Raw genomic sequence first — 12,270 nt, 5'->3', positions numbered from 1 at the left:
AGGAGGGAAGCCCCACGGACTCGGCGCCGTATACTGGGGAGCCCTCCATGCGCCCCGCCCCTTCAACCCCGTCCCGCCGGCTCTTTCGAAGCGCGCTGCTCGGCCTCGCCAGCTTCCTGGTGACGGGGTGCGAGGGCTTCAAGCAGTCGCCGCCCGACGCGCCCGACGCGCTTCGTTGCACCGAGATTGTCGCCGGCGGCGATGACGGCTCGGCCTTGGAGGAGGCCCTTTCTACGGCCGCGCCGGGGGCGTGCGTGGTGGTCGTGAGCAAGACGTACAAGGGCAGCTTTGTGGTGCCGCGGGGGGTCACCTTGGCGAGCGCCAAGAACCAGCGCGCCATCTTGACCGGGGCGACGGCCGACAAGCCGGCCATCTCGCTCGTCGGTGGCGACGGCTCTGCGCTGTGTGGCCTCTCGGTGCTCGAGTCCTTGGGCCTCGGCGTGGCCGTTCGCGGCGGACCTGTCGTCATCAAGGACGTGACGATCGAGAAGTCCGCCAAGACGGGCCTCGCCGCGAGCTGCGACAACTGCGGCGCCGCCGAGAAGCATGTCTACACAGACGTTCGCGTTCGCGGTTCCGCCGTTGGCGTTCAGCTTCGTGGCGCCATGGTCGAATGGACCGGCGGAGAGGTGACCGAAAGCAACAGCCCCTCGCTTTCGGGCGGCGCGGGCCTCGTGGTTCAGGAGGGCGCTCGCCTAACGCTCTCGAAGGTGGCCATCGAACGAAACCAAGCGGTGGGCTTGCTCGTCGATGGCAAGGGCACCACCGCGGCGCTCGATGGCGTCATCGTTCGCGCCAACGGCGAACGGGGCATCTGGGCGCAACGGCTCGAAGGCGCGCGCACGTTGTCCATCGGCGGCACGTCGCTCATCGAGAACAACGCGCTCGTCGGCGTCGGGGTGTATCGCTCCGCCGGCGTCAGCATCGAAAACTCCGAGATCCGCGGCACGCAGCTCCGCCCCACGCTGATCGATCTCAAGACGGCGCAAGTCGGCGACGGCCTGTTGATCGCGCAGGCGTCGGTGTCGGTCTCGAAGACAAAGCTCATCGGCAACGCGCGCGCGCAGGCGCTTGTGGACACGCCGAGCGGCGCGGTGGCCTTCGCCGAGACGACCGTGCAAGCGCCCGAGGGTGGCTACAAGGTCGTGGTGCAGAACGACGCCAACAATGGCCGCAACGTCACCGTCGACGAGGCCGACCTTTCAAAGGTCGCGCAAGCGCTCGTGGTGCTGCCGGCGGTGGACGTCGCGCGCGTCGCGCCGTAGAGGGGCGAGGGGCGGGGGGAGAGCCGACTTGCGCCCACGGCGCCGAGCCGGGCCTTCGGGGCGCCGTGTCACGAGCGCCGTCGCACGGAGCACAAGCGAAGAGCCTCGTTCACGGCTGCATCGTCTTCAAACGCGTTGGCGACGTCTTCGTCCAGCCGGACGAAGTGCTCGGCCTTGAGAAACCGCTCTAAGAGGACTGTGCGCCTGCATCGCCAATCCGCTTTGCGTATGCGTTCGGCCGGGCCTTGCCGAGTGTGTATTCCTTCTTCATCGGGTCACCCTTCTTCCACGCGGCGCCGTTCGCCCTTGTTGCCTCTCGCGCACTGATGACGCGCAGGTGTTCTCCGCGCTCGACATGCACGACGACGAGGGTGCGTCTCGCCGCGGAGAGTCCCATGAACAGAAATCGTATCTCCGATCCCGCGTTTTCCGGATCGTCGAAGATCTGCGCGCGGGGGTCGAAGAAAGACTGTGGCTGCTTCCTCGAAGGTGACACCGGCCAATCGGGTCGCTTCACTGGAATTCCGCTAGACTCCGGCTGGCCGCGTCGGACGCGCGCTCGATACGGGGGGGGGCATGGTGAAGCGGCTCTTTGGGGCGGTTGCTGCGGTCACGACTGTGCTGACCGGCGTCGCGTGTCTGGACGGGGACCAGAAGGACGTGACGTCGTCGCGACGCGGCGCAGCGATCCAAACCTCGGCCGGCCCGAGGCCCGCTCACGACTTCGCGAGGCCAGCGCCAAACGCCGTGGGGTGGGAGGGCTACGGCACGGTGGTTCGCGACGGTCGAGTCCTTCGCTACGCACGTCACGATATCGGCACTGACCTGGAGGTCGACGTGCCGGCGCCCGAGAGTGTTCCGTTGGCGGAGCTCCGACTCACCGCCGGTGCCACCAGCTACCTCGTGACCTCGCGCGACGGCGGCGGGCGCATCTACGGGATGCGCCTGCGCAAAAGCGATGGGGCTCCGCTCGCGCCGAATCGCGAATTGGCGGCCGGCAGCGATGTCGGCGTCGCCTTCGACGGCACGCACTTCGCGATGGCTTGGAGGGCGGGGTCCACGATGCGTGCGTCGCGCTTGCGCGAAGCCGACGGCACCTTGCTCGACGGTGGCGGCAAGGATCTCGGTGTCTACGCGTCCCAACTCGGCGTCAATTGGCTCTTCGACGGCACGCGCTTCTCGTTCATCCCCCACACAATCGTTGACCAGGGCTGGGGCATCTACGCCTACCGCTTCGGTACCGATCTAACGCTGGAAGGGACCGGGCCAACATTCCTTGGCACGCTGTTCCAAGGGTATGACGAGGTACACGCCGCGCTCGGCGCTTCGACGGCGCTCGTCGTGTGGACCCGATTTCGGTCGAACGGCGTCGATCGCGAAGCGGTCGCGCAGCGCTACGATGCCGCGACCGGGCAGCTCGTCGACGCGATGCCCTTTGCTCTCGGACCCAGCGACGGCGGCCCGCCAGCCACCCCACGCGTCGCCTTTCATGGAACGCGATTCTGAGTTGCGTGGCGCGCTCCCGACACGACCCTGCAGGTGCGACGCGTGGACCCGGCAACAGGCAGCTTGCTCGACGCGGCTCCCTCGTGCTTCCCGACTGCGGTCGGTACGTGGAGCTCACGGGAACCATGGGGCGTTTCGTGATGGCGTGCAGCGGCACGGCGGGCTCGGGAGTGCTGCGCCTTGAAGGCGCGACGGGCACGCGCCTGGATGCCGCCCCCCTGTCTCCGGGCTTCGCCGTTCGCGGGTTGACGGTCGACGGTTCGACCCTTGTGGCCCTCGGGCACTCCGCAATTAGGCGCATGCGCGTCAGCGACGGAATGTGGCTTGATGCTGCGCCCATTTCACTGGCCCTCCGCACCGAAGCCCAAACACGCCCGCTCGTCGCGGCCGGCAAGGAGACTTTCTTAGTCGCGTGGTCCGATCCGCGTGCGGCGGTCGTGGGCGAGGCGACCGGTGTGCTGGGGACACGCTTCGGGCCTACCGGGGCGCGCCTCGACTCCGTACCGTTCGTCGTTTCGGGCGGGATTCGAGCAAACCTAGCCGTGTTCGACGGTGAAGATTTTCTCGTTACAGCAGGCAGGGGGTGTGGCGACATCAGCAGAATTCCCGCTGCCACCGGGGGCCTCCTTTCGCAGGAGCCGACCTACTACTGCGCCGAGTCGCTAGCGACGCTCTCCAATCGCGTTGGACTGGCCTTGGAGCCGGGCGGGGTCGGCCAGCGGTTCGACGGCTCAGGGGCGCTACTGTCAGCCCACAGCTCCATCACGGGCGTCTTTCCACACAAGCAAGTCGTTGCGAGCGACGGGAGCTCATTTCTCGTCGTCTTTCAGCACTACGGCGGCAACTTTGAGTGGCTCGCGCGAACCGTTGCGGCGGATGGGGCGCTCGGCCTCATCGACGTGCTGTCGGCGCCCATCAGCAACCTCAACGCGGCACCGCCGGCTCTCCTCTTCGCGGCGGGGAACTACCTCCTGCTCACTCCCGGGTACTTCAGTCCCTCTCGCGGCTACCGCATCCGACCGACCGATCAAGCCAACCTCGATCCTTCGGGCGTCGCGATCCCCGACGGCGTGGCGCCCGACAACGTGGCGACCGACGGTCGCAACGTCTTCTACTCGTCCATCTCGCCGTCCGGTGAGGTTCTGCTGCACCGGCTTCGCGCATCGGACCTCGCGACGCTCGGTGCGCCACTGGTGGTGGCGGTGTCGACTTCGTCGAGACCGCTCTCATCGGCGCGCGTCGGAGTCTTGCCATTTGGTCGCGCCCTCGTTGCGTACGAAGCGTTTGAGCACGAGCCTCCCGTCAACAATTCGCGCGTCTACGCGAGGCTGGTCACCTTCGGTCAGCCCGGTGACGCGTGCACCGTTGCGGAGGAGTGCGGTTCGATCCTCTGCGTGAACGGCGCGTGTTGCGACGCGCCCGGCTGCGGCGCCGCTGATGCGGGGTCCCCTGAGGCTGGCTCCGGTGACGCTGCGTCCGACGCCACGCTTCCCGCGCCCGACGCCGCTAGCCCCGATGCTGGTATCGGGGACGCCCCATACGAGAGCGCTATTGTCGCGACCCCGGTCTCGCTCGACGCGTCCGCCGAAGAGCCGGCGACCGCGCCGCCGTGTCAGGATTCGGCAACACCGTGCGGTGTGCCTCCGTCCGGTGCGCCCGCGGTCTCGCGTCAGGGTTCGCACACGGCCGGCGGCGGATGCACCGTCGGTCGAGGCTCGCGGTCGCTGCCGTTCTGGTCCGGGCTCCTCGCAAGCGTGGCGCTCTTCAGCCGTCGGAGGCGCGGTTCAGGCCGCCACCGCCGCGCAGCGTTCATTAGCCTCGGCGTCTTCGTCGCCGCTGTCACTGACCTAGCATGCCGCTCCACGACCGAGGCCCAAGGGATCAAGGCACCCGTAGCCAAGGTCGTCGCGCTAGAGCTAGCCCAACGAACGGAGCGCGCGCTCGCGTTTCGTTCGGTGAACGACGTGGCTACGGCGCACGGCCGGCTGCATATGGCGACCGTACACCGGGACGGCGTCGAACTTAGCTTTCCCGCCGGTGCCCTGACGCTGGCACTTCAGGCGGCGCCCGCGCGCCGTGTGCGTTTAACCGAGGACGGTGTGGCCATTCGCGAGTTCTCCTCCTTTGAGGAGCACATTCGCAATCGCTGGTCTGGGGTGGAGCAGTCGTGGCGGTTTCCGTCGCGTCCGCACGAGGCCGGTGATCTCGTGCTTCGCGTCCGCGTGGCGGGCACCTTGGCTGTCGAGCCTAGACGCAGCGCCGACGGCCTTGTCTTGGGAGCGGGCTCTCGCCGGGTGACGATCACGAACGGTGTTTGGATCGACCGTGAAGGGCGCAAGACATCGGTCGACACGCAATGGGATGGGACGACCATCGTCCTTCGCGTACCGGAGCTTCTGCTCGCTAGCAGTAGCTATCCCGCGGTTCTTGATCCGACGATCTCCGTCGGCCAGGCGCTTGAGGTGCCGGACGTCGCGTTGGCGGCGTACCTCGAGAGTGCGACGGTGGCCCGCGGTACCGCTACGTATCTCGTGGCGTTCAGCGACAGCAGCGGTGATCTGTTTGCCTCGCGCGTGCGGGCTGCCGACGGTGCCCGCCTTGAGGTCCCCCGCCGCGTCTTGGCCCGCGAGGTAGCGTCGGGCCAATCGTTCGCGCCGCCGAGCATCGTGTTCGACGGCACATCCTACGTGGTCATGGTCGAGCGAGGTTGCGCTGGGTATGTCGCGCGCATCCGCGAATCCGACGGTGAACTCCTCCGGGCCGGACAAGTGGATTCTGGCGCCTGCGCGTATCCTCCGCTCGGCTACGACGGCGTGTCGCCATTCTTCGTTTCCCTAGCGGGCGAGTTGAAGCGGGTCGACGCGGACCTCAACGTGACCACGGTGAAGAGCCTGGTTCCCGCAACAGGGGTGCGCGCGGTTGGCGTGGGCGGCGGCGCCGTCCTCGTCGCTTGGAGCGAGGTTTCCCCGGCGGGCGTCCGCGAAGGCTTCTACCAGCGCTTTTCGGCTGGAACGTTTGCAACGATGGATCCGGCGCCTGTGTCCCTCGGTCTCGTCGACGTTCAACCGGGCCTCGTCCCTTTCGACGGGGAGCGATTCCTGGTGACGGGAGTCGACCAACAGGTGTTGCGGAGCAAACGTGTGGCCGCCGCGACGGGCGATACCATCGACCTCGCGCCCGCCCTCCGTGGCGCTAAGCGCTTGCCCATCGCGGCGACGGGACAGTTTGGCTTCCTCCAAATGGACGCGGATGGCAACGTGAGCCTTTCGCGTTTCGACGCTACGACCGGCGCGGCCTTGGACTCGACGCCCATCGCTTTGCCTGCGGGCCAACTCTACGGCGGAGCAGGGAGTGGTCCCGAGTTTGCCGTGCTCGCCTATCCGTCCTTGTTTCGCGTTTCGACGACGACGGGCGTGGCCAGCGGACCCACGGAAGTCATCGTGCACGCTGCGAGCCAAGGACCGCTCGGGCTCGCGTACGGCCCGAACGGGGGTCTCGTCGTGTGGGTTGACAGCCGGGGCGCTGCGTTCGCACTTCCCGTGGACCGTCTAGGCGTGCCGACGCAGTCGTCCGCCACGCTGCTTGGCGCCGCTACCCCGGGCGCCGATCCGCCTCAGGTGATTCACGACGGCAGCCACTTCCTCGCAGCGTGGTTCAACGGGACGAGTGCCAGTGTGCGTCGGGTCGAGGCCGACGGAACGCTCGTCGATACCGCTCCGTTGATCTTCGGGATGGCCGCCACGCCGAGGCTGGCTACGACCGGCGGCACAACGCTGGTGGCTGCCGGCGGAAAAGCTGCGCGCCTCCGCGAGGGCGCGTGGCTCGACGCGGTGCCATTGAGCGTTCCAAAGATCGGAAGCCTCCTGAGCCTTGGTGCTCTTGCCGACGACTTCGTCATTTACTCCGTGAGCCAGTGTGTTGGGCTCGTGGGCCGGGTAGGCGCGAAGACCGGCGCGGTCAGCGGAGTCGCCACCCTTCCTGGATCGTCCTGCCAGTCCCCCGTCATTCCGGCGCGCGACTCCTCCGGAAACATCGAGTTGGTCGCGCTCGGTCAATTGGGAGTTCCTGCGCGTTACGTTCAACTCCGGCCCACCGATTTTGCTTCACTAGCCGGCGCGGCGTTTACAGGCGCGGGCACGCTGGCGGCATTCGATTCCGTGAGCGTTGTTGCCGTGACCGAAGACGCCGACGACGCGGGTCTGTTGCGCGAGCGATGGGAGCGGATTCGTCGTGGCTCCGCTTTGCCGGTGACGTCTTCAGCGCAGGCCGGAGCTCCCATCGACTCACGGATTCTCGGTCGAGTCGTCTCCGGCAATGGTGAGCGCGGCTTCGTTGAGGCCTACTTTCGATACGACGATGACGCCGGCGCACCGCGCGCCTTCACGAGGGCCATCACTTTCGCCGGAGACGGCGAGGCGTGTTCCGTGGACGGTGACTGTGCGTCTACCTTTTGCGTCGCCCAAGTGTGTGGCGCTCCAGCCCCCGACGCGTCAACGGATGCCGGCTTAGACTCCGCCGATGCCTCATCCGACGCGCCAGGAGCGCTCGAAGACGCCGGTCCAGGCGCGGAAGCGGGGGCTGGCAGCGATGGCGCGACGCTTGATGCCGCGACCGTCAACGACGCGCAGAGCTCCGCCGTGGATGGGAGCCAAGCCGTTGGTCGGGGCGATCTCGACGGTGCAAGTCACCCGCCGGCGCCGCCCGTCGGGCCGGTCGCTGACGCGTCGCTCGCGACGGAGTCGACGAACGCAAGCGATGGCTGCACTGTCGCGGGAACGTCTAGCGGGCCCGGACCGGAGCTCGCGCTTGCCTTGCTTGCGCTTCGCCGGCGCCGCCGCGCGACTTGAAACAGTCATACCACGGTAGTATTGTTTAGCCATGCCTCGTGGCGCTCCCGCTTCCAAGCTGGCCATCACCGTCGATCGTGACGTTCACGCGAAGGTCATCCGGGCCGCGGCCGAGGACCAGGTCAGTGTGTCTGCTTGGCTGACCGCGGCGGCGCGCCAGGCGATTCGTCTTCGCGAGGGCCTCGTCGCCGTTGCGGAGTGGGAAGCTGAGCACGGTGCGTTCTCCGAGGAGGAGCTCGCAGCGGCGCGCAGGCGGGTCGCGTCGGGTGCGAAGGAGCATCGGAAGGGGCGGACCAGCGGGCGCGCGAGGCGGCGTCCTTGAGGAGCGTTGTCTACGACGCGGGCGCTCTTGTTGCAGCAGAGCGCAACGACCGCCGAATGTGGGCGGAGCATCGTGTGCGGCTTGAGCTTGGTCTCTCCGTCGCCGTTCCCGCGCCAGTGGTCGCCCAGGTGAGTCGTTCGGCGAAGCAGGTGCAGCTGCGGCGCTTGCTCGCCGGTTGCGAGGTCGTCGCATTCGACGAAGCCACCGCTCATGCCGCGGGCCGGCTCCTCGCCTCGTCGAAGACGAACGACGTCGTCGACGCGGCCGTCGTCGAGCTGGCCATCGATCGGCACGCCGACGTGGTGACCGGGGACATCCGGGACCTCTCGAAGCTAGCCAGCGCCGCACGTGCCCGGCTTCGCTTCATTGAGATTTGAACGCTCGGCTCGCTCGGGCCTTCCCTCCCGTGTGCTGGCGGAGGGCCCCCCGCCTCCGCTACAGGCAGGTGTTCTCGCCGGCCGCGTGCGGGCAGTGCGTGCCCGCTTGGCCAGCCCCGCCCGCGAGGCCGCAGTGCGTGGTCCGGCACGAGAGGTCCCAGTTCGTCTGCGCTTCGCAGGCCGTCTGGCAGTTGGCGGGCATCTTGGCGTTGCACGTCGTGTTCATGCACGCGCAATAGGCTTGGCACTGCGCGGCCTTGCCGCCGCCGCTGCCGGTGTCCACCGTCGCCGAGTCGGTCACCGTGGTGCCCGAGTCCGTTGGGGTCGTGCCCCCCGAGTCTTGGGTGGTCGCGCCCGCGTCCCCCGAAGCGCCGCTGTCGGCCGTCGACAGGGGCTTCTTTGCCGTCTCCTCGTCGGATGAACATCCGGCGTAACAGGTGAGGGCGACGAGCAAAGGCGCGGCGAGGCGCGCAAAGAGACGATGGTTCATGGGAGCTCCTGACAAGGGATGGTCGGTGAGCGAGGGTCGCCGATGCCCAGCCGACACGCAAGAACGGAACCCGCACCGGACAAGTCCCCAATGGTCTCGCGGGAGCGCAATTTTCTCAGGCATCGAGGCGAGGCGCAAGGACGGGTGCCCGCCGGAGCACTAGCTGCTCGCCGACGTGTAGTGCCGGATCGAGCGGCGGAGCACGACGCGTGAGCCAATCACAAACGCGAGCGCGATGGTGAGCGCCACCGCGAGGCGCATCACCGGCAAGCGGCCGAGGAGCGCCTCCGCCGGGTACGTCGTCATCAAGCCAAAGGGAATGATGAACGTGAAGACGAAGCGAAGCGCGCCACGGAAGACGCTGCTCGGCCACCGGGCCACGTCGAAGAGCGACGAGAACAGGTACGTGAGGTTATCGATGCGCACGACGAAGAACGACGCGCTCACGGACAAGAGCGTGATCGAATACAGAATCGCCACGGCGGCCACGAAGAGCATCGTCGCGAAGGCGATGTCGACGGCCGTCGGCGTTCGCTCGATGCGGCGCAGCGCCACGCCGAAGATCACGAAGGCCGTGATCACGTTGGCGCACTTCCACGGCGAAAAGCGCGACGTCGACAGCAAAAACTGGGCGTCTTTCGGCTTGATCAACAAGAAGTCGAGGGTGCCATTGCGAACGTGCTCCACGATCGACAACAGGCTCGGGTTGATGGCGCCCTCGATAACGCCTTGAAGCATCGTGAACCAACCGACCACCAAGAGCGCCTCGGCGAAGGCCCAGCCCGCGATGGTGTTCCGCGTCTCGAAGATGACGAGCAGCGGCACCAGCGCGCTCACGGCCCAGACCACCTCCACGAGCGCGTCGAGCGCAAAGTCCACGCGGTATTGCAGCGCGAGCAAGGCGCTCGTCTTCAGCTGCAACGCGAGGAGGCGCGCATACGACAGCAGCGACGACCACACCGACAGCGTCTTCATCCGCCGAAGGCCCCAAAGTGCTTGATGCCGCGCCGCCAACTCACCGTGGCAAGCCCACCGACAATCGCGACCCAGAGCCACTGGAGCGCGAGCGGACCCAGGACCGCGCTCGGCGAAAGATCGTAGCGGGCCGTCAGAATGTCGACGGGGAGGCCGATTTGGTAGCGGAACGGCAGGAGGTCGAGCGCGCCCTTGAAGCGCGCGGGAAACAGATCCACGGGGATCAAGTAGCCGCTGAAGACGAAATACGCGGCCAGGTAGATGTCCATCACCCGCGCGCTCGAATCGACGAAGAAGGCGAGGCAACCGACGGCGAAGTTGATGAGGAGCGTGATGAGCCACGCGCCGAGGAGGGAAACGGGGAGGCAGAGCCAGAGCCAGGGATTCGTGGTGAGCCGATCGCGCGCCAAGACGAGGAGCGCCACCAGCGCGACGGGCACGGCGAGGGCAAAGCGCACCGGGATCGACGCGAGCGTCTCGAGGCCGTAGGTGAGGAGTGGATGCACCGGGCGGAGGAGCTTCGTCGCGAGCGTTCCTTGCCGCACGTCGACGTTGATCTGCCAGGCGGCCCAGGACCCCGTGACCTGACGCACGATGAACGTCGCCAAAAAATACGCCAAGAACTCGTGTTCGCCGTAGGGTCCGAGCGGAGCGTCGCGCGCCACGGCGGAGAAGAGCGCGAGCATGACGAGCGGCATCGTCGTCGACAAGATCCACACGAAGAGCTCAGCTCGGTAGGCGATCGCCTCCTTGAAGCCCACGCGGAGGATCGCCCCGACGACAGCGGCGCGGCTCACGGCGGCGGCTCCGCTTTGGGCGCCGCGTTCGAGGCGAAGAGCTCGCGCATCACGTCCTCGAGCGGCGGATCGAGGACGATGAGATCGGTCACCGAGAGCTGCGCCAACGCGCGCGCCACCGCCTCGCTAACGACGTCGCGAGGTACGTCGATGACGAGCTCGGCGTCACCGTGACTGACGACGGTCCCGAGCGTGGCGGCGACCTCGGGTGAGGCCACGCGGGAGAGCCGCAGCACCATGCGCTTGAGCGGCTTGACGCGGTGGGCGAGGGCTTCGAGCGTACCTTGGTACGCGAGGCGCCCCTTGTCGATGACGACGACGCGCGAGCAGAGCGCCGCCACGTCGTCCATGTAGTGGCTGGTTAAGAGCAACGTCGCGCCGTGCCGCTTGCAATAGTCGCGAATGAAGTCGCGCAGCGTGGCCTGCATCGAGACGTCGAGGCCGATGGTCGGCTCGTCGAGGAAGAGCACGTTGGGCCGGTGCAAGAGGGCCGCCGTGAGCTCGCATTTCATGCGCTCGCCCAAGGAGAGCTGCCGCGTTGGCTTCGTGAGAAGTTCGGCGAGGCCCAAGAGCTCGGTGAGCTCCGCGAGGGTCTTCTTGTAGCTCGCGTCGTCGATGTCGTAGACGACGCGGTTCAGCTCGAAGGTGTCGGCCGGCGGCAGATCCCAGATGAGCTGCTGCTTTTGCCCCAGGACGAGCATGATCCGCCGCAGGTAGGCGTGATCGCGGTCGCCAGGCACGTGTCCAGCCACGCGGACGCTCCCCGCCGTGGGGTGCAAGAGACCCGAGAGGATCTTGAGCGTCGTGGTCTTGCCGGCGCCGTTCGGGCCCAAGAAGCCCACGCACTCACCGGCCTCGACGCGAAACGAGACGTCGTCGACGGCGACGACGTTGTCGAAGCGGCGCCGAAAGAGCGACACGGCCGCCTGGACAAGACCAGCACCGCGCACGGGCACGCGGTACACCTTGCGGAGGTGCTCGACCTCGATCACCAGAAGCGTCTACCACGGATGCCGAGCGCCGGGCCCGGCTCCGCTCATGCGGCGCGCTCTTCTTCGGCCCCGAGCTCCTCGAGCAGGCGAGAGAGCGATTCGGTCACCTCGTCGGCGAGGCGGCGGGGCACGGCGCGCGTGTCGGCCAAGAGCTCGCGGAGGCGGGTGGCCACGTTTCTTAGGCCCGCCGCGTCGCGTGATTTGCGCTCCGTCGCGTCGATGGGGAAGACCACATCTCCGAACTTCTTCGTGACCGTCGGCAGCGTGGCGCCGTCTTCGAGCACCTTCTTCCGAAGCTCGCCCATGGCCTCGGCGGGCGCGCGGTCCTCCGACTCGGCGCGCCGCAAGAAGTCCACGGCCTGGTAGCTCGGGATGTGGGCTTGGAGCCCGTCGCGCGAGAGGACCTCGGGCGCCCGCTTCTTCAGGAACACGAACGAGCCGACGAGCTTCTGGACCGTCTCGGGCCGAAGGTGCAGCTCGCCCTTGGTGTAGTCGTCGAAGGAGTCGTAGCCCCAACGCTTCCACGAATGGTCTCGTTGGGCCTGCATCAGCGCCTCCGCGAGCTCGATCCAGCTCGACTTGAAGCGCCGCGTGCGTCGCACCAGCTCCGCGCGCTCCGGATCGTCTTGGTACTCAAGCTCCGCGGCCTCGAGCGCCGCATCGGTCTTCGTCCTGGGCATGCGGTGCCGTACGAAATCC

Annotated in this window: 10 protein-coding genes and 1 pseudogene; 5 read left to right on the top strand and 6 right to left on the bottom strand. The window is 67.5% G+C overall.

Features of this window, described 5'->3' with window-relative positions; translation table 11 throughout:
- Positions 1 to 47 precede the first annotated feature (47 nt).
- Positions 48 to 1,265 carry a hypothetical protein gene (locus IPG50_31285; GenBank protein ID MBK6696639.1) on the top strand — a complete coding sequence of 406 codons (1,218 nt, stop codon included), beginning with the start codon at positions 48 to 50 and terminating at the stop codon, positions 1,263 to 1,265.
- A gap of 187 nt (positions 1,266 to 1,452) precedes the next feature.
- Here the strand turns inward: IPG50_31285 and IPG50_31280 are convergent.
- Positions 1,453 to 1,768, bottom strand: a pseudogene (locus IPG50_31280) (BrnT family toxin).
- Between the two features lie 73 nt (positions 1,769 to 1,841).
- Here IPG50_31280 and IPG50_31275 point away from each other — a divergent pair.
- From IPG50_31275 to IPG50_31260, 4 genes are all read left to right on the top strand, one after another.
- Positions 1,842 to 2,771: a hypothetical protein gene (locus tag IPG50_31275; protein MBK6696638.1), complete on the top strand. Its 930-nt coding sequence runs from the start codon at positions 1,842 to 1,844 to the stop codon at positions 2,769 to 2,771.
- An 83-nt stretch (positions 2,772 to 2,854) separates the two neighbouring features.
- A complete protein-coding gene (locus IPG50_31270; protein ID MBK6696637.1) occupies positions 2,855 to 7,618 on the top strand; it encodes a hypothetical protein in 4,764 nt (1,587 codons plus the stop codon).
- Between the two features lie 31 nt (positions 7,619 to 7,649).
- A complete protein-coding gene (locus IPG50_31265; GenBank protein ID MBK6696636.1) occupies positions 7,650 to 7,940 on the top strand; it encodes a hypothetical protein in 291 nt (96 codons plus the stop codon).
- Positions 7,937 to 8,317, top strand: coding sequence for a PIN domain-containing protein (locus IPG50_31260; protein MBK6696635.1), 381 nt, complete (start codon positions 7,937 to 7,939; stop codon positions 8,315 to 8,317). The genes IPG50_31265 and IPG50_31260 overlap by 4 nt, the downstream gene beginning before the upstream one ends.
- Positions 8,318 to 8,375: 58 nt before the next feature.
- On the opposite strand, the gene IPG50_31255 is transcribed toward IPG50_31260, so the two are convergent.
- The 5 genes from IPG50_31255 to IPG50_31235 all read right to left on the bottom strand — a co-directional run bounded on the left by IPG50_31255 (position 8,376) and on the right by IPG50_31235 (position 12,251).
- Positions 8,376 to 8,807: a hypothetical protein gene (locus IPG50_31255; protein MBK6696634.1), complete on the bottom strand. Its 432-nt coding sequence runs from the start codon at positions 8,805 to 8,807 to the stop codon at positions 8,376 to 8,378.
- 159 nt (positions 8,808 to 8,966) lie between these two features.
- On the bottom strand, positions 8,967 to 9,782 hold the full coding sequence (locus IPG50_31250) for an ABC-2 family transporter protein (GenBank protein ID MBK6696633.1): 816 nt from the start codon (positions 9,780 to 9,782) through the stop codon (positions 8,967 to 8,969).
- Positions 9,779 to 10,480, bottom strand: coding sequence for an ABC-2 family transporter protein (locus IPG50_31245; GenBank protein ID MBK6696632.1), 702 nt, complete (start codon positions 10,478 to 10,480; stop codon positions 9,779 to 9,781). The genes IPG50_31250 and IPG50_31245 overlap by 4 nt, the downstream gene beginning before the upstream one ends.
- Before the next feature lie 95 nt (positions 10,481 to 10,575).
- Positions 10,576 to 11,571 carry an ATP-binding cassette domain-containing protein gene (locus IPG50_31240; protein MBK6696631.1) on the bottom strand — a complete coding sequence of 332 codons (996 nt, stop codon included), beginning with the start codon at positions 11,569 to 11,571 and terminating at the stop codon, positions 10,576 to 10,578.
- A gap of 44 nt (positions 11,572 to 11,615) precedes the next feature.
- Positions 11,616 to 12,251 (bottom strand): hypothetical protein, encoded by a 636-nt coding sequence (locus IPG50_31235; protein ID MBK6696630.1) that lies wholly within the window; start codon positions 12,249 to 12,251, stop codon positions 11,616 to 11,618.
- Positions 12,252 to 12,270 lie beyond the last annotated feature (19 nt).

The organism is Myxococcales bacterium (genome assembly GCA_016703425.1).
Classification (GTDB): Bacteria; Myxococcota_A; Polyangia; order Polyangiales; family Polyangiaceae; genus JADJCA01.
This window is presented reverse-complemented; position numbering and strand designations above follow the sequence as displayed.